The sequence below is a fragment of the Streptomyces sp. NPDC048523 genome (genome assembly GCF_043199815.1).
Taxonomy (GTDB): Bacteria; Actinomycetota; Actinomycetes; order Streptomycetales; family Streptomycetaceae; genus Streptomyces.
Genome location: NZ_JBICWQ010000004.1, coordinates 914,554 through 931,744 on the forward strand (window position 1 = coordinate 914,554; position 17,191 = coordinate 931,744).

Annotated in this window: 16 protein-coding genes; 7 read left to right on the forward strand and 9 right to left on the reverse strand. The window is 71.3% G+C overall.

Annotated elements, in window-relative coordinates; all coding sequences use genetic code 11:
* The first annotated feature begins 217 nt into the window (after positions 1–217).
* From ACGFWE_RS24975 to ACGFWE_RS24990, 4 genes are all read left to right on the forward strand, one after another.
* Entirely contained in the window at positions 218–1,456 is a 1,239-nt protein-coding gene (locus tag ACGFWE_RS24975) for an ROK family protein (protein WP_393601989.1), read from the forward strand.
* A 248-nt stretch (positions 1,457–1,704) separates the two neighbouring features.
* Positions 1,705–3,948 carry an MMPL family transporter gene (locus ACGFWE_RS24980; RefSeq protein ID WP_352389786.1) on the forward strand — a complete coding sequence of 748 codons (2,244 nt, stop codon included), beginning with the start codon at positions 1,705–1,707 and terminating at the stop codon, positions 3,946–3,948.
* Positions 3,949–3,955: 7 nt separating this feature from the next.
* Positions 3,956–5,272 (forward strand): sensor histidine kinase, encoded by a 1,317-nt coding sequence (locus ACGFWE_RS24985; RefSeq protein ID WP_393601816.1) that lies wholly within the window; start codon positions 3,956–3,958, stop codon positions 5,270–5,272.
* Positions 5,269–5,961 (forward strand): response regulator transcription factor, encoded by a 693-nt coding sequence (locus tag ACGFWE_RS24990; RefSeq protein ID WP_352389784.1) that lies wholly within the window; start codon positions 5,269–5,271, stop codon positions 5,959–5,961. Before ACGFWE_RS24985 ends, ACGFWE_RS24990 begins: the two co-directional genes overlap by 4 nt.
* Before the next feature lie 166 nt (positions 5,962–6,127).
* Here the strand turns inward: ACGFWE_RS24990 and ACGFWE_RS24995 are convergent, their stop codons facing one another.
* Positions 6,128–6,868: an SDR family oxidoreductase gene (locus ACGFWE_RS24995; RefSeq protein ID WP_352389783.1), complete on the reverse strand. Its 741-nt coding sequence runs from the start codon at positions 6,866–6,868 to the stop codon at positions 6,128–6,130.
* A 58-nt stretch (positions 6,869–6,926) separates the two neighbouring features.
* Positions 6,927–7,277, reverse strand: a complete 351-nt coding sequence (locus tag ACGFWE_RS25000) for a helix-turn-helix domain-containing protein (RefSeq protein ID WP_352389782.1) — start codon at positions 7,275–7,277, stop codon at positions 6,927–6,929.
* A 96-nt stretch (positions 7,278–7,373) separates the two neighbouring features.
* On the opposite strand from ACGFWE_RS25000, the gene ACGFWE_RS25005 reads away from it, so the two are divergent.
* Complete coding sequence (locus ACGFWE_RS25005; protein WP_352389781.1) at positions 7,374–8,255, forward strand: NAD(P)-binding domain-containing protein; 882 nt, start codon at positions 7,374–7,376, stop codon at positions 8,253–8,255.
* 86 nt (positions 8,256–8,341) lie between these two features.
* Here the strand turns inward: ACGFWE_RS25005 and ACGFWE_RS25010 are convergent, their stop codons facing one another.
* The 3 genes from ACGFWE_RS25010 to ACGFWE_RS25020 form a co-directional block, all read right to left on the reverse strand.
* The gene (locus ACGFWE_RS25010; protein ID WP_393601819.1) at positions 8,342–9,148 is read right to left on the reverse strand and encodes an SAM-dependent methyltransferase; all 807 of its coding nucleotides are present in this window, start codon (positions 9,146–9,148) and stop codon (positions 8,342–8,344) included.
* Between the two features lie 77 nt (positions 9,149–9,225).
* Positions 9,226–9,477 (reverse strand): DUF397 domain-containing protein, encoded by a 252-nt coding sequence (locus ACGFWE_RS25015; protein WP_037708986.1) that lies wholly within the window; start codon positions 9,475–9,477, stop codon positions 9,226–9,228.
* Positions 9,474–10,349, reverse strand: a complete 876-nt coding sequence (locus ACGFWE_RS25020) for a helix-turn-helix transcriptional regulator (protein ID WP_352389779.1) — start codon at positions 10,347–10,349, stop codon at positions 9,474–9,476. The genes ACGFWE_RS25015 and ACGFWE_RS25020 overlap by 4 nt, the downstream gene beginning before the upstream one ends.
* 302 nt (positions 10,350–10,651) lie before the next feature.
* On the opposite strand from ACGFWE_RS25020, the gene ACGFWE_RS25025 reads away from it, so the two are divergent.
* Entirely contained in the window at positions 10,652–11,050 is a 399-nt protein-coding gene (locus ACGFWE_RS25025; RefSeq protein WP_352389778.1) for an ATP-binding protein, read from the forward strand.
* A 13-nt stretch (positions 11,051–11,063) separates the two neighbouring features.
* Here the strand turns inward: ACGFWE_RS25025 and ACGFWE_RS25030 are convergent, their stop codons facing one another.
* The gene (locus ACGFWE_RS25030; RefSeq protein WP_393601822.1) at positions 11,064–12,371 is read right to left on the reverse strand and encodes a PP2C family protein-serine/threonine phosphatase; all 1,308 of its coding nucleotides are present in this window, start codon (positions 12,369–12,371) and stop codon (positions 11,064–11,066) included.
* Between the two features lie 162 nt (positions 12,372–12,533).
* Here ACGFWE_RS25030 and ACGFWE_RS25035 point away from each other — a divergent pair, with 162 nt between their 5' ends.
* On the forward strand, positions 12,534–13,346 hold the full coding sequence (locus ACGFWE_RS25035; RefSeq protein ID WP_352389777.1) for an SAM-dependent methyltransferase: 813 nt from the start codon (positions 12,534–12,536) through the stop codon (positions 13,344–13,346).
* 19 nt (positions 13,347–13,365) lie between these two features.
* Here ACGFWE_RS25035 and ACGFWE_RS25040 read toward each other — a convergent pair whose 3' ends face one another.
* The 3 genes from ACGFWE_RS25040 to ACGFWE_RS25050 all read right to left on the reverse strand — a co-directional run bounded on the left by ACGFWE_RS25040 (position 13,366) and on the right by ACGFWE_RS25050 (position 16,984).
* On the reverse strand, positions 13,366–13,728 hold the full coding sequence (locus ACGFWE_RS25040; protein ID WP_393601824.1) for a hypothetical protein: 363 nt from the start codon (positions 13,726–13,728) through the stop codon (positions 13,366–13,368).
* A 341-nt stretch (positions 13,729–14,069) separates the two neighbouring features.
* Positions 14,070–15,335: an alginate lyase family protein gene (locus ACGFWE_RS25045; RefSeq protein ID WP_393601826.1), complete on the reverse strand. Its 1,266-nt coding sequence runs from the start codon at positions 15,333–15,335 to the stop codon at positions 14,070–14,072.
* Positions 15,332–16,984 carry a glycosyl hydrolase family 28-related protein gene (locus ACGFWE_RS25050; protein ID WP_393601991.1) on the reverse strand — a complete coding sequence of 551 codons (1,653 nt, stop codon included), beginning with the start codon at positions 16,982–16,984 and terminating at the stop codon, positions 15,332–15,334. The genes ACGFWE_RS25045 and ACGFWE_RS25050 overlap by 4 nt, the downstream gene beginning before the upstream one ends.
* Positions 16,985–17,191 lie beyond the last annotated feature (207 nt).

The following is a 17,191-nucleotide window of genomic DNA, read 5'->3' on the forward strand; positions in this document are numbered from 1 at the left end:
AACCTGAGGGAAAGCCGCGAGTTCTCAGCCTGGAGGCCAGCTCGGACGACGCTCCAGCCTCTGCGCCACCCTGCGCTGATCGGCCTCGATGGCCGGATTTTGATGGGCGTCAGCTAAATCCATTTGATGGATGAAGTCAATGCTTCCAGTATGTAAACTTTCGCCCTGGGAGCGCCGGGGCGGCGCAGGCGAGGGATCAGGTGACCGACAGGTGACGATGCTCAGCGGGACGAACCTGCCGCGGGTCGGCGGCTACAACCAGGCCGTCGTGCTGGACGCCATCCGCACCACGGGCCAGGTGAGCCGGGTCGAGCTGGCCGCCCTCACCGGGCTGACCAACCAGACCGTCTCCAACGTCGTCCGCAAGCTGCTCGACGCCGGTCTCGTGGCGGAGTCCGGCCAGGCCCCCTCCAGCGGCGGCAAGCGCCGCACCCTGCTGACCCTCCGGGCCGACGGGGCCTGCGCGGTCGGCGTCCACCTCGACCCCGACGCCGCGGTCATCGTGGTGGTCGATCTGGCCGGCGAGGTGATCGGCAGCCGACGCCTGCGGCTCACCGACCCGGGCGACCCGGCCGACGTGGTGGACCGCATAGCCCGCACCACCGGGCGCCTCCTCGACCGCAGCGCCGTGGATCGCACCCGCCTGCTCGGTCTGGGCATCGCCGCGCCCGGCCCCCTCGACGGCACCACCGGCGCCGTGGTCTCCCCGCCGAACTTCCCCGGCTGGGGCCGCGTCCCCCTCGCCGACATGTTCGCCGAGGCCACCGGTCTGCCCGTCGCCCTGGACAACGACGCCACGGCCGCCGCCATCGGAGAGCGCTGGATCGGCGGAGCCGATCGGGCCGGCAGCTTCCTCTTCCTCTACCTCGGCACCGGAGTCGGCGCCGGAATCGTCCTCAACAACACGGTCCTGCACGGCGATTCGGGCAACGCCGGCGAATTCGGGCACATGGCCGTGGAGCCCGGCGACCGCGTCTGCCACTGCGGTGCGATGGACTGCCTCGGCCCCTACGTCAGCCCCGCCGCGATCATCGACGACCTGCTGCGCCGGTACGGCTCCGCCGCCGCCGAGCGCATCGGCCTCACCGGTACGCCCGACTCCGTGCACCACGACTGGAAGGCCCTGCGCCGAGCTGCCCGCGCGGGGGACGCCGACGCCTGCGAGGTCGTACGGCGAGCCGCGCGCCGTATCGGCGAGGCCGCGCGCGGCGCCGCCAGCCTCCTCGACGTCAGCCGGGTCGTCCTCGGCGGCGAGGCGCTGCGCGGTATCGAACCGATCATCCGCGAGGAGGTCGAGGCCGCCGTCAACCGCACATCCGTCGCCCGTACGATCCGGACGGTCGCCGTCGAGCAGAGCGTGATCGGCGAGACGGTGGGCGCGGTGGGCGCGGCGTCGCTGGTGCTGCACGGGAACTACGCGCCGGGGTGGCGGATGCTGACGGATGTGCCGGGCTGAAGTGGGTGCGGTGCGCGCCGAGTTGGCGGTGTGCCGACGTTCCGCGCCCGAAGTCCGGGTCAGTGGCGCGGTGTGCGTCGGCGGCGGGTCTGGTGCGTAGGCACCAGGACATGTGACTGGCTGGTCCGGGTGCACCAGGGCAGGACGGCTGCGCAGGACGATGTCCGGCGGGGCGCCGGAAGGAAGGGTTGGAGGTGCGCGAGTTCCGCGCATTCCCCCTGCCTAGCGGCGTCTGGAGTGATCGACAGGTGGCTACTTTTCTCTACCGGATCGGACGGTGGGCCTTCCGGCGGCGCCGGCTCGTGGGCGGTTTGTGGCTGAGTGTCCTGGTGCTGGCCGTCGCCGCCGCCGCCCTGGCACCGGCCGGCGAGGACGAGGACCTCGCCATGCCCGGCACCGAGTCGCAGAAGGCGTTCGACCTGCTGGACGAGCGCTTCCCGCAGAGCAACTCCCAAGGGGCCGAGGCCCGCCTGGTGTTCCGTGCCCCGGACGGACAGCGGGTCACGGCCAGGCAGAACAAGGCGGCCGTCGAGGACGCGCTCGGCTCGCTGGACCAGGGCGAGCAGGTCGCGTCGACCACCGACCCCTACACGACCGGCGCCGTCAGCGAGGACGGCACCATCGCCTACTCGACGATCACCTACACCGCGGGCGCCGTCGATCTGACCACGTCGGCGAAGAGTGCCCTCGAGGACGCCGCGTCCCGGGCCCGGGACGCGGGGCTGACCGTGGAGATCGGCGGCTCGGCCCTGGACGCGGAAGAGGAGCTGGGCGGGGCGACGGAGATGATCGGCGTGGCGGTGGCCGCGGTGGTGCTGGTCCTCGCCCTCGGATCGCTGGTCGCGGCCGGACTGTCGCTGCTGACCGCCTTCGTGGGCGTGGCCATCGCCTTCGGCCTGGTCTCCGCGCTGGCCGTTCCGCTGGGCCTGACGTCCACCGTCGCCATCCTGGCGCTGATGCTGGGCCTTGCGGTCGGCATCGACTACGCGCTGTTCATCACCTCCCGCTTCCGCGACGAGCGTGCCCGGGGCAGCGAGCCGGAGGAGGCCGCCGGCCGGGCGGTGGGCACGGCCGGATCAGCCGTGGTCTTCGCCGGGGCGACCGTCGTCATCGCCCTGGTCGGGCTCGGGGTCGTCGGAATCCCCGAGCTCACCAGGATGGGCATGGGCGGCGCGGGTGCCGTGGCCCTCGCCGTACTCGTCGCGCTGACCCTGGTCCCCGCACTGTTCGGCTTCTTCGGCCGGCGGGTCCTGTCCCGCGCCGTCCGCAAGGCCACCCCTGCGGCAGGCGAGCGTTCGCACCCGGTGCCCGGCGCGGCCGGCCGGCCCGGCCTCGGCACCCGCTGGGCGCGGTTCGTGCTGCGCCGGCCGGTGGCCGTGCTGATGATCGCGGGACTCGGTCTCGGCGCCGTCGCCCTTCCCGCGCTGAGCCTCGAACTCGGGCTGCCCGGAGACGAGTCCAAGTCGGTGCAGACCACCCAGCGGCGCGCCTACGACCTGCTGTCGGAGGGTTTCGGCCCAGGCTTCAACGGCCCGCTGACCGTGGTCGTGGACATGTCCCGGGCAGCGGACACCCGGGCCACCACCGACTTGGTCGCCAAGACCGTACGGGAGGTGGACGGAGTCGCGTCCGTCGGCGATCCGGTGCTCAACCGGAGTAAGGACACGGCCGTTCTCACCGCCGTCCCGCGGACCGCGCCGAACAGCGGCGCGACGAAGGACCTGGTGCACGCGATCCGGGACGCGGTCCCGGGCGTCGAGGCCGACACGGGCGCCGGCATCCTGGTGACCGGCACCACCGCGCTGAACATCGACATCTCCGAGGCCATGTCCGACGCCCTCGTCCCCTATCTGAGCGTGGTCATCGGCCTGGCGGTGCTTCTGCTGATGGTGGTCTTCCGTTCGGTCCTGGTCCCGGTCAAGGCAGCGCTCGGGTTCCTGCTGTCGGTGGGTGCCGCCTTCGGCGTCCTCGTCGCCGTCTTCCAGTGGGGCTGGGCGGCGGACCTGATCGGCATCGAACAGACCGGACCGGTCATGTCCCTGATGCCGATCCTCATCATCGGCATCGTGTTCGGCCTCGCCATGGACTACGAGGTCTTCCTCCTCACCCGCATGCGGGAGGCCTACGCCCATGGCGCGTCCCCCGGCGAGGCGATCGTCAACGGTTTCCGGCACAGCGGACGGGTGGTGGCCGCGGCGGCCATCATCATGATCAGCGTGTTCGCCGGATTCATCGGGATGAACAGCCCCACCATCCAGACGATGGGCGTCGGTCTGGCCGCCGCCGTGGCCTTCGACGCCTTCGTGGTCCGGATGGCGATCGCGCCCGCGGTCCTGGCACTGCTCGGCCACCGGGCCTGGTGGCTGCCCCGTATTCTGAACGGCGTGTTGCCGAACGTGGACATCGAGGGTGAGGCACTGAGCAGGCAGGTCCCGGCCGCCGCGAGCGAGCGGGACGCGGCGGTGCGGCGTCTGCCCGTCGGACGGGACTGAACCGGCCATGACGAACACGGGTGGCGGTGGCCCGCGATCACGCGGCACGTGGTGGCGGGAGGCAGCGATCACGGCGACGGCGTTCGCGCTCTGTCTGCTCGGCGGCGTCGTGCAGGACGACGGCAGCACACTGTCACCGCCCTCTGCCGCCGCCTACGTCATCGCCGTGGTGTCCTGTGCCGTGCTTCCGATGCGGCACCGGGCACCCCTGACCGCCATGGCGGTCACCACCGCGAGCGGCGTACTCGCTCCCTTTCTCGGTCTTCTGCTGAGCCCTCTCATCGCGGCCCCGGCCGTGATCGCCGCCTACTCCTACGCGCTCACCGCGCGCACCGAACGGCGCGCGGCGAGCGCGGTGGCGCTCATCTCCGTCGCGCTGCTCGTCGCCTCCACCCCCTTGTTCGGGGCCCTGTCGTGGAAGGACGCGAGCAGGGTGGGGGCGGTGGCGGCGTTCCCGCTGGTGGCCGGCGTACTGGGGCACTCGGTGCACAACCGGCGGGCCTACCTGGCGGCCATGGAGGAACGCGCCCTGCGGGCCGAGCAGAGCCGGGACAGCGAGGCACGCCGCAGAGTGGCCGAGGAACGGGTGCGCATCGCCCGCGAACTGCACGACCTGGTGGCCCATCAGATCACCCTGGCCAACGCGCAGGCCACGGTCGCCGCCCACCTCTTCGACAGCCGCCCGGAGCAGACCCGCAGGAGTCTCAAGGAGCTTGTCGAGACCACCAGCGACGCGCTCGACGACCTGCGGGCCACGGTCGGTCTGCTACGCCAGTCCGGGGACGCGGCCGCGCCCCCCGAACCGGCGCCCGGGCTGTCCCGGCTGCCCACGCTCCTGGAGTCCTTCCGCCGCGCGGGTCTGGGGGTGTCGGTGCACCAGGAGGGCACGGCCAGAGCGCTGCCGCCGGGAGTGGACCTGACCGCCTACCGCATCGTCCAGGAGGCCCTGACCAACGTGACCAAGCACGCCGGCACCGGAACCGCCCGGGTGGGACTCGCCTGGCACCGCGATCGCGTGACCATCACGGTCGCCGACGACGGAGGGGGCGGCCATGCGGCACCGACGGCCTCCGCCGGACCGAGGGCGTCCGCGGCGGGGGACCGGCCGCCCGGCTACGGTCTGATCGGGATGCGTGAACGTGCCACCGCGATCGGGGGACACCTCTCGGCGGGCCGGCGACCGGAGGGCGGCTTCCTCGTCCACGCCCGGCTGCCCCTCCCGCCCGCCAAGGACACGGCGCGCGGAACTGACGGGGCGACAGCCTTCGAGGAGCGGACGGCCGACGCGGCGACCGGTGACGGAGCGACGGGGGACGCGCCGTGACGCTCCGAGTCCTGCTCGCCGACGACCAGGCGCTGCTGCGCGGTGCCTTCAGGATGCTTCTCGACTCCGCCGACGACATCACCGTGGTCGGTGAGGCCGCCGACGGCCGGGAGGCGGTGAGACTCACCCGGGAGCTGCGCCCGGACGTGGTCGTCATGGACATCCGTATGCCCGAGGTGGACGGCCTCACCGCCACGTCCCAGATCTGCGCGGACCCCGAACTGCGCGCCAGCCGCATCCTGATCCTCACCACGTACGAGACCGACGAGTACGTCGCCCAGGCGCTGCGCGCCGGGGCCGGCGGCTTCATCGGCAAGGGCATCGGGGCCGAGGACCTGCTGGACGCGGTGAGGACCATCGCCGACGGCGACACCCTTCTGTCCCCCGCCGCGACCCGTTCCCTGGTCGCCCGATTCCTGGCCACACCGGACGACGTCCCCTCGCACCGGCCCGAACGGCTCGCCGTGCTCACTCCGCGCGAGCGCGAGATGGTGGCCCTGGTAGCGACCGGCCTGTCCAACCAGGAGATCGCCGAGCGGATGTTCCTCAGCCCCTTCACGGTCCGCGCCCACGTGCAGCGCGCCATGACGAAACTCGACGCCCGCGACCGGGCGCAACTCGTCGTCATCGCCTATCGGACGGGCCTGGTCCGGCCCACTCCCGACGGCGACACGGACCGCAGGGCGTAGGACCTCGAACGAGTGGCCTCCCCGGCACCGGCAGGCTGTCGATCGCTGCCTACATGCTCGCCGAGGCGGGTTCGTGGCCATGAACCAGGCACTGGTCTCGTCACCATGCCTTCCGCGACACCACGACCGGCCCACTCAGCTCCGACTCTGTCCGAGTCCGCCGCACTCAGGTCAGGTTGAGGCCGCCGTCCAGCACGATGACCTCACCGGTCAGATAGGCGCTGGCGATCACCGACGCCACCAGGTCGGCCACGTCGGCGGGTCGGGCCGGGCGGTGCATCGGCGCACGGTCGCGCCACAGCTCGTGCGCGTGTGCCCAGTCCTTCGTCATCGGCGTGTCCACGAGGCCCGGTGCCACCGCGTTCACCCGTACGTCGGGCCCGAGCGCGGCGGCGAGCAGCCGGGTCACGTGGTTGAGTGCGGCCTTGCTCGCCGCGTACGGCACCGAGGAACCCTTGGGCCGTACGCCGGCGTGGCTGGTGATGTTGACGATGCTGCCGCCCCCGGGGGCCTGCCGTAGCGCCGGAAGGGCGGCGGTGCACAGCACCCAGGGCGCGATGAGGTTGACCTCCAGCAGGTGCCGCCAGTCCGCGGGAGTGGCCGCCGCGAGGTCAGCGTGCGGGATCGGCCAACTGATGCCCGCGTTGTTCACCAGCACGTCCAGCCGCCCGAAGTGGCCCAGCGCCCTCTCGACCATCCCACGGGCCTCCTCCTCGACGCCGAGATCCGCCTGGACGTAGGCCCCGCCGAGCTCCGCCGCCAGCGCCTGCCCGGCCTCCGCGCTGCGCCGCGAGTGCACGATTACCCGCGTCCCGTCCGCGGCGAGCCGCCGTACGACGGCCTCGCCGATCCCCGACGTGGACCCGGTGACCAGGGCGACGGGCCGGTCTTCCGCTTCGATGCTCATGACAGTGGATCTTGCCAGGTCCACCGCCACCTGCGTCCAGGACCACTGCCACCTGTCCCTAGTCCGCCCCCCGCGCGGTTGTCCGCCCGCGTCCCCAGGCGGCCAGTGGCTGGAGGGCGTCGTTGAGACGCTCACCGTCCTCGGTCAGTGAGTACTCGACGCGGGGCGGCACCTCGTCGTAGGAGACGCGGCGCACGACGCCGTCCGTCTCCATCTCCCGTAGGTGGGACGCCAGCACCTTCTCGGTGATGCCTGGAAGCAGCCGGCGCAGTTCGCCGAAGCGGCGGCAGGGGTGTTCGTGGAGCGCCCAGAGAATCAGCACCTTCCACTTGCCGCCGATCACCTCCATCGCGGCGTCGATCCCGCAGATGTGTCCGTCCGGCGCGCCCGGCCGGTTCAGCGTCGTCATGCCCCACCCCTTCGACGTGCTCGCTCACCCCGGGGTAACCACCCACTCCGAAGTGCGTACTTGATCATGCATCGGCCTGTGACCAGCCTGATCGGCATGACACACAACACCGTTGAGAAGACCTCCGTCACCCTGCTGGGCCTCGGCGCGATGGGTACCGCGCTGGCCCGTACCTGGCTGGCCGCCGGCCACCCGCTCACCGTCTGGAACCGAACTGCCGCCCGTGCCAGGCCACTTGACGCGCAGGGCGCGAAGGTCGCCGACAGCGCGGCCGAGGCGGTCGCCGCGAGCGCCCTGGTCGTCGTCTGTCTGCTGGACGACGCCTCGGTCCAGGAGGCGCTGGCCGGCGCCGACCTGGCCGGCCGGGACCTGGTCAACCTGACCACCGGCACCCCCGCCCAGGCCCGCGAACGCGCCGAGTGGGCCCGCGAGCGCGGTGCCCGCTACCTGGACGGCGGGATCATGGCTGTCCCGCCGATGATCGGTGTCCCGGACTCCGGCGGCTATGTCTTCTACAGCGGCTCGCCGGAACTGTTCGAGCGGCACCGAAAGACGCTGGCGGTCCCGGGCGGCACCGTCTACGTCGGCCAGGACGCGGGCTTCGCGGCGCTGCACGACGTGGCCCTGCTCAGCGCCATGTACGGGATGTTCGCCGGTGCCGCCCACGCCTTCGCCCTGATCCGCAAGGAGGACATCGACCCCGCTTCGCTCGCCCCGCTGCTCGCCGACTGGCTCGTCGCGATGGCCCCCGCCGTGCACCGGACCGCCGACCAGCTGCGCAGCGACGACTACACCCGAGGTGTCGTCTCCACCCTCGCCATGCAGGTGGCCGGCACACCGGCGTTCCTGAGCACCGCCGAACAGCAGGGTGTCAGCCCCGAACTGCTCGCCCCTTACTTCGAGTTGATGCGCCGCCGGCTCGCCGAGGGCAGCGGGGAGGAGGACCTGACGGGCGTGATCGACCTGCTGGTGCGCTGACCCCCGCTCCACCGCCAGAGCCACCAGGCCGCCAGAGCCGCCCGGCCGTGCGGGTGCGACCCGGCTCCCGCCCGGCCCGCGCCGGGTCACGGCTTGATGCCCACCCCGGTCCACAGGCTGACCTCGGCGTCCGAGGCGGTGGGCTCCTTGTCCGGGCGCCAGCGGTGACCGACCGTGACTCCCGGGTCGAGCAGGTCGAGGCCTTCGAAGAAGCGCGCCACGTCGTCGCGCGAGCGGAACTGCACCGGCGTGCCCGCGCCCGTGTAGACGTCCGTGACCTTCTGCCACGTGTCCGGATCGAAGTCGGGCGTGCAGTGGCTCAGGGCCAGCGCGCTGCCCGAGGGAAGCTCGGCCAGCAGCCGGCTCACGATGCCGTACGGGTCCTGCGCGTCGGTGACGAAGTGCATGAGGGCGTTGAGGGACAGTGCCACCGGCCGGTTCGTGTCCAGCGCCTCGGCCAGCTCGGGCGCGTTCAGCAGCGCGTCCGGGTTGTTGACGTCGGCCTCGATGTACGTCGTGCGGCCCTCGGGCGTGTTGCGCATCAGTCGCTCGGCGTACTTGAGGACCAGGGGGTCGTTGTCGGCGTAGACCACCCGGGCGTCGGGCACCACCGACTGGGCGACCTGGTGGAGGTTCGGCTCGGTGGGGATGCCGGTGCCGATGTCCAGCCACTGACGGATGCCGTGCTCCCTCGCGAGCACGCGGGTGGCGCGGTGCATGAACGCGCGGTTCTCCCGGGCGCACGTGAAGATGCCGGGGTAGACCGACGCGACGGTCTCGGCCGCCTGTTTGTCGATGTCGAAGTGGTCCTTGCCGCCGAGGTAGTAGTCGTACATCCGGGCGGAGTGCGGCCGGCTGGTGTCGATCTCCCGCGCGGCGGGGGAGTTGCTCATCCTGTCCCTTTCAAGTGGTGTGCGTGGGGGGTGTCGGGCAGGTCGCTGCCGGGGGCAGGTCCGGCTCGGGTCGTGGTTCAGCCGGCCGTCAGATGGTCGGCGAGGCCCCGCTTGACGCCCGCGACGAACGCGGCGATCTCCTGCGGGGTGTAGATCAGCGCGGGTCCGGCCGGATCGGTGGACTGCCGCAGCGCCACCCGGCCGTCGGCCAGGAGCTTCGTCTGCACGCACTGGCCGCCGTTGGGGCCGCTCCACGGGGACTCCCAGCCCTGCTCGCCGAGTTCGGTGGCCGGCATCCCGTTGTAGACGTGACAGTCGGTGCTGGTCATGAGTACTCCTTGCGCATGCGGTTCAGGAGTGCCTTGCTGTCCGCGTCCGAGGTCAGCAGGGACATGCGGTTGTGCGCCTCCAGATGCGCCGACACGTCCGAGCGCTGGTCCAGGTACATCGCGCCGGAGAGGACCTCGGTGTAGACGATGTCCGGCAGCTCCGGCTCCTCGAAGCGGAAGTAGGTGAACGGGGCGCACGCGCCCACATGCGCACCGGCGGTGAACGGCACGACATCGACGCTGACGTGCTCCAGCTCCGAGATCTCCAGGATGCGTTCGATCTGCTCCCGCATGACCTCGGGGCCGCCGACCACCCGGTGCAGTACGGCCTCTTCCATCACCACCCACAGCGTGGGCGCGTCGGGTCTCTCCAGCAGGCTCTGGCGGTGCAACCGCAGATCCACCCGCCGCCCGAGGTCCTCGTCGGGCTCGCCCGGGAAGCCGCCGCGCAGGACCCCGCGCGCGTACGCGTGGGTCTGCAGCAGCCCCGTGACGTAGTGCGGCTCGTAGGTGCGCAGGGTCCTGGCCCCGGCCTCCAGGCTGACGTAGGCGCTGAACCACGTCGGCAGGACGTCCCGGTACGTGTGCCACCAGCCGGGCGCGTTGGCCCGCTCGGCGAGGGCGACGAACTCGTCGATCTCCTGCCGGTCGGCCCCGTAGGTCTCGAGGAGCTTCTCCACGTAGAGCGGCTTGAGGGCGACCTCGGCCTTCTCCAGGCGCCGGATGGTCAGGGACGTCACCCTGAGCGCCCTGGCGGCGTCCTCCAGCGAGGCACCCGCGCCCTGCCGCCGCTCCTGGAGTCGCCGGCCCAGGATCATGCGCAGCACGGTGGGAGCACTGGTGCCGGCCGAGCCCGTACGGCCTTCGCTCACGTCCTGACCTCCTGAGGGGATGTCACCGGTCCGAGTCTGACAGCGACTTGCTGACGCCACCAGTTCGATATCGGCTTTCTGAAATTATCAGGGAGCTGGTTGCAGGTTGAACTTGGGAGCGAGCATAGTTACTTGCGTGAACCGTGCCGCAGAACGCGCGCACGGTGCTGTCAACCGCCCCCACCCTCCGGCAGGTTGGCACTCCTGCCCCCGATGCGTCTCGTCCGGCCGCGCCGCCGCCCCCACGGAAGGCCAACACCGTGTCCCCCCACACGACCTCGTCCCCCCAGCTGTTAGACGCCGTGGACCAGGAACGAACCCACTGGATCGAACTTCCCGCGCACCGCTCCAGCATCGGCGTCGCCCGGCGCTCGGTCGGCACCCGGCTCAAGACCTGGAGCCTGCCGGGCGAGCTGTGCTCGGACGCGGTGCTGCTCCTGTCCGAACTGGCCACCAACGCCGTGTGCCACACCGTCAGCGCGCGCATCCTGTGCGGCATCGGACTGGTCACCGACGGGGTCCTCCGGCTGGAGGTGCACGACCACGACCGCTCGGGTCCCACTCTGCGCCGGTGTCGCGCGGGCCTCGACGACGAGGGCGGGCGCGGACTGTTCCTGGTGGAGGAACTCGCGGACACCTGGGGGGTGGACCGCTCCAGACTCACCGGCGGCAACGCCGTGTGGGCGAACCTGATGGCCTGAACCAGCTTTCGAACTAGCTTTTGTCGGGAGTGAGTTCGGCGAGCAGCAGGGTCCGGTCGTCCGCGCCGGCCGGATCGGACGGGGCGAGCAGCAGCCGCTGGCACAGCGCGGGGAGCGGGTCGTGGTCGACGGTCGCCGCGTCGAGCGCCTGGGCGAGGCGGGCGATCTCGTGGTCTATGTCGGCGTCCCGGGACTCGACCAGACCGTCGCTGTAGAGCACGAGCAGCGCCGGGTCGTCGATGCTCAGCACGGTCGGCTCGTACGTGCCCGCGGCGAGGCCGAGCGGCAGGCCCGCGCCGACCAGTTGGACCGGAGCGGTCCGGCCGTCCGGGCCGCGCAGGAGCGGGGGAGGGTGACCGGCGCCCACGAGGGTGCAGGTGCGGTTCCGGGGGTCCCACTCGGCGTAGATGCAGGTCGCGAAGGACGCGCCCGGGGTGTCGCTGGCGAGCGCGTCGAGCCGTCGTATGAGATCGGCCGCGGGGATGTCCAGGCCGGCCAGCGTGCGTACGGCGGTACGCAGCTGGATCATCGCCACGGCGGACTCCGGGCCGTGGCCCATGGCGTCCCCGACGATCAGGCTGACCCGGTCGCTCGGCCGTTTCAACACGTCGAACCAGTCACCGCCGATGATCGAGCCCTGCCCGGCGGGCAGGGAGCCGTGGGCGATGCGGCAGCCCTCGACCTCCTGGATCGTGCCCGGCAGCAGGCTGCCCCGGATGGCCAGGGCGGTGCGCCGCTCGTGCTCGTAGCGGCGCGCGTTGTCCAGGGCGACGGCGGCCCGCGCGGCCAGCGACTCCACGGCGGCGATCTCCGCGGTCAGGAACGGCCCCCGGTCCGGCCCGCGCGAGCAGGCGACGAAGCCGATCGCCCCGCCCCGCAGCCGCAGCGGCGCCACGAGGAAGGAGCGCGTCCTGAGGAGCTCGCCGATGCGCGCGTCCTCACCGGCGGAGGCCGCGAGCCGCTCGGCCGTATGGGCGTCGAAGGAGTCGAGCAACTGTGCGTGCCCGTCGACCAGCGCGCGGGCGTACGGGGTCTCCCGGGGGAAGACGAGCACCTCGCCGACCGGCAGGGTGCGGTCCCAGGACTCGGGCGCGTCCGTGCCCACCCGCAGCGCCAGCCGGCGCGCCTCGATCTGCGCGGGGTCCGCGCCGGCGTAGGTGGTCTCCTCGCGCCGCCACCGCTCCAGCAGATACAGGGACGCCGCGTCGCAGAAGCCGGGCGTCAGCGCGTGCACGACATGGCTGCCGGTCAGCCCCAGGTCGAGTTCCGAGCCGATGACGTCGGCCGCGGGGGAGAAGGCCGAACGGCGGGGCTGGGGCACGGCGGTGGGGGTGTCGGCGGAGCGGTGGTGCGGTTCGTTCCGCAGGGTCGTAGTGCCTTTCCGGGTGGGGGTCCGGGTACCCGGCGGCACGATCGACCGCCGGGCGTCGCAGGGCAACTATATGATGGGGCGTCAAGTGCCCTGGTGGGAAAGGACGTTCTGGTGACCGACACGGATGCTCTGCCGCCAGGGACCGATCCGGACAAGGCGAGCGTAGCCCGGATGTACGACGCGTTGCTGGGCGGAGAGCACAACTTCGCCATCGACCGGGAGGCGGTGGCGGCCGTCACGGCCATCGACCCCCAGGTGCGCGCGCTGGCCCGCGCCAACCGAGCTTTCCTGGGGCGGGCCGTGCGCTTCCTGACCGACGCCGGCGTCCGCCAGTTCATCGACCTGGGCTCCGGGATCCCGACGCAGGGCAACGTCCACGAGGTGGCCCAGGCGGCGAGCCCCGAGGCTCGGGTGGTCTACGTCGACAAGGACCCGGTGGCCGTCGCCCACAGCACCACCCTGCTCTCCGACAACCCGCGCGCCGACATCGTCGACGCCGACATCCGGCGGCCGGCCGACGTCCTGTCCTCGCCGCAGGTACGGGAGTTGATCGACTTCGGTCAGCCGGTCGCCGTGCTCATGGTCGCCATCCTGCACTTCGTCACGCCCGAGGAGAATCCGGCCGGCGTCGTCGCCGCCTTCCGGGACGCCCTGCCCGAGGGCAGCTGGCTGGCCCTGTCCCACGCCACCAACCAGGACCGCCCCGACACGGCCGCCGCGGTCACCCAGCTGTACCGCTCCCGGGCCACCTCACCGGTCACCGCCCGCTCCTACGACGAGATCCGGGGCCTCTTCACCGGGTTCGACCTGACGGAACCGGGCCTGGTCCATGTTCCGCTGTGGCGCCCGGACGAGGGCGAGGAACTCCCGGAGAACCCGTCGGAGTACTGGGTGTACGCGGGAGTCGGCCGCAAGAGCGGGTGACAACGGGGCGGCGCGACCGTCAGTTGCGCAGGGTGAGTGTCACGTCGGCTTTGTCGTCGGGCTGCCCCTCACTCCAATTCTGTACGTGGATATTCCTGGAAGCACTTGCTCCCGGAAAGAGGATCATATTGGCGAAAGTCTGGGCGCCGTCCAGGTCGCTGGTGTCCTCGCTGGCCCCCTCGTAGAACTCGACGAGGCCCTCGGTCACGCGGATGACGCCATTCGGATCGACGGCAAGCCTGTAGTGAACTTCGACCCTTATCTCTCCGCCGCACCGGGACGCCAGGTGGATTCTCTTGGCAGTTTCGCTCGTCACGGTGCGTGGAGTGAGCGAGAACCCTCGGTTGCAGACGGTGTTCGGGCCGAAGTCCTCATAGTCCATGATCCGCATGCTGACGTTCCCCGTCACCGTCCGCTGGGCGGCCTGGGCATCCGTCGCCAGGGCGGGGACCGCGACGGCCGCTGCGGCCGGAATGACGAGCGCCCGCCAGAGCGCGGAGCGAGAGGGCCCGAGACGCATTCCTTTTACCCTCATGAGGTTTCCCTCCTGTCGAAATGAGTGCATGAGGCTGGAACACGGCCAGCCAATGACCCCCTTCATTCCACGCTACGCCTTCGGTTACCTGTGCGCATTTCGACTCGGTTCGCCAACCGTTGTTTGTTGAACGGTCAGTTGGCGACCCAAACAATGCGTCCTGGACCGCTGCGACGGTACGCCGGCCCTCACCCCGCGATGGAGTCCAGCTGTTCCGCCGCCGGACGCAGAGACCACAGGTCGCCGCCCGGAGGCGACTCCAGCGACGGAACGGCCTTCCGCGCCCGTACGTCACCCGCGTCCGCGGCCGCGTGCGCGACGTCGGTCGCGGCGTACCGCAGGAACTCCAGCTCCGGGTGGGGCCAGTCGGCGGCTCCGGTCGCGGCGGGCAGCAGATAGTCCACCGCCTTGAACAGGCTCTGCCCGTCCGGGCCCCGGTACGCCCACAGATCGACCCCGACGTGCCGGCCGATGGCCGCGAGCCGGGCGTAGGCGACCAGGTCGAAGGTCGAGTAGTGCCAGCTGCGGGTGCGGGTCAGCTCCTGGGGCTGGCTTCCGTCGGCCGCGATCTGCGGTGCGATGCGCCTGCTCCGGGCGTCCAGGACCGTCCGGCGGGCCAGTGCCTCGTCGCCGGTCGCGTAGGCGAGGCCGGCGAGCAGCAGGTCGTAGAAGGTGCCGTGGTTGTTGGCGGCGGCGCCCTCCTGCTTGCCGAAGTCGCTGTCCTTGAGCCAGCCGAGGAAGTCGGTGTTCCACCGGGCCATGCCGGTGCGGTCCTTCCTGCTCCAGCCGGGGGCGCCGGTGTCCAGGAGGGCGAGCGCGTCGAGGACGCTGGTGTACGACTGCGAGAAGTCGATGATGCCGATGGCCCGGCCGTCGTACTTGCAGGGGATGAACTGGGCGTGGTCCAGGTTGGGGTTCATCCGGGTGGCCGGGTCGAGGAACCAGGTGCGCAGCACCTGCCCGGCCTTGCGCGCGTACCGGCCTTCGCCGGTGTAGTACCAGGCCAGGGAGAGGTCGTAGGCGGAGTCGAAGGTCTTCTCGACGTCCTGACGGTCGGTGCCGGAGTCGACCTCGGGATTGCGCTCGCCGTCACGCTGGACGTACGGGCAGCCCCATGGGTTGTCGGCGGTGGGGCTCTGGGAGGGCCACCAGTACGGGGCCTGGCTGAGGTAGTCGTGGACATTGCCGCCGGGGGCGGGCCTCGGCTTGTCGACGACGGTCCAGGGACCCTGGTCCAGCCACTTGTCGGCGCGGGCGGTCAACGCCTTCACCGCACGCCGCAGTTGAGGATCACCCCGATGGAGCCGGGCTTGCGTCTGCTGCAGACGGGCCCCGTCCAGGACCGTGCTGTGCGGCGGGGGAGCGGTGTGTGCCGCCGCCGGTGCGCAGAGCCCGGTGGTGAGCGCGGCCAAGGCGGTCAGAAGGGCGCCGCACAGGCGCGACCGCGCGCTCATCGGCCCACTCCGCCCAGCCGGCGCTGGGCGTCGTACAGGTTCCGTGGGCGCACCGCGCCCGGACTGCCGTACAGCTCGAGGCGCGTGTGCAGCTCGCCCGTGAAGTCGGGGACGTCGATCTGGTCGAACTCCCTGACCTCGTCGACGCCGACGGTTGCGGAGTACGGCGCCAGGCCGTCGATCTTCACCAGGCCCGCGCGGCCGTTGGTGACGCGGACGTTCCAGTGCGTGAACCGGGCGCCGAAGAGGGGGCCCGCGCTCGCGTCACCGCCGTGGCGGCCGTTGTTGTTCAGGGTGATGTCGGTGCGGACATTGGCGAAGGGCAGGCCGCGATGGCTGTCGAAGGTGCCCATCCGCATGTCACCGCGCGACCAGACGTTGTACGACGACAGCCCCTCGACGTTGATGCCGTGAAGCTGGGTGTTCGCGGGCGCGGGGCTGGTGCGCTCCTCGATCGTGAAGTCCTCGACGAGGTTGTCGTGCGAGCCCTCGCGGCAGAAGTAGGGGTGATGGGAGCCGCGGCCCGCCACCCGCGTCCGGCGCAACGTGCACGCGGAGGCGGCCACCAGGCCGAATCCGTTGTCGACATGACGGACCGTCACATCGTCCACCCAGCAGTCGTACGCGCACTGCAGCACGACACCGTTGTGACCCTTGTCCAGCAGATGCGGCTGCTGGGGGGTGTCGGGCGCCTCCAGGGTCAGGCCCTCGACGCCCGACCCGCTCAACTCCGGCACATGAGTGGTCAGTTGTGGGGACCACTCGGGCCGCAGGTCCAGCGGGAGCGGGCGTTCCAGGGTGACCTTCCGGCCGTGGACGCGGGTGATGCGGACGGGCCACTCGTAGGGCACGTACGAGGTCAGCTTCGTCTTGTCGTCCCAGAGGTAGGCCTCGGGGCCGGGCCCGCCGCCGCACATGTGCTCAAGGAGGGTGTGGTCCGCGTCGTCCGCGAGCCGGAGGAGGACCAGGGCGCCGGGACGCAGTGAGGAGGTGTCGGCGGCCGTCACCGTCCAGGAGCCCTGTCGTGCCGGGGCGAGCTCGGTGAGCGTCCGCCACTCGTCGCGCCGGTTGCCCGTCCAGCCCTCGAACGGCCACGTCCTGGCCCTGATCGCGGCGACGAGCGATTCCCAACGGGCCCTGGGCGCCAGCCAGATGAGGCCGCCCGCCCAGGACCACGACGACTTGTCCCCGCCGTATCGGGAGCCGTACGTCCCGATCAGCTCGGTGAGGTTCTTCGTCGCGTACAACGTCGTACGACCGCTGCCGGCGCCCTTGAGCACCACGTTCGAGCGGTCCAGGCGGATCACGTCGTCGATGCGGAACGTGCCCGGCGGGATGATGACCGTGCCACCGCCGGCCCTTCCGGCAGCGGCGATGGCACGGTTGATCGCGGGAGCGGAGTCGGTCGTGCCGTCCGCCACGGCGCCGAAGTGCCGTACGTCGGCGACGACTCGGCGATGCGGAAGGTGTGTGGCCCCGCCATGGCACCCCGCGCGTCCGACGTACGGGACCTGCGGATGAGTGAAGGGGGTGCGGGTGAACTCCCGCCACAGTGTCGGTACTTCGCCCGCATGGGCGGTCGGCGCCGTGACGACGCCCGCCGCCACCGCGACGGCGCTTCCCAGCAGCGTTCGTCTCGTCATGCCCATGACATTCAATTGCCCCATGGGCCCCGTGTGCGCATTGCTCATGTCCGTTCGCCCTTCCCATGTGCTTTTCATGGATGTGAACGACGTTCATAACTGCGTTGAGCGGTGAGCATGCCACGCCGCTCTTCTGTGCGAAAGAGGTTGCGCACGGGTTAATGGGCCACGTCCATGAACGGCCGCCCATGCCGAACCCCGCCGACCAGGTTT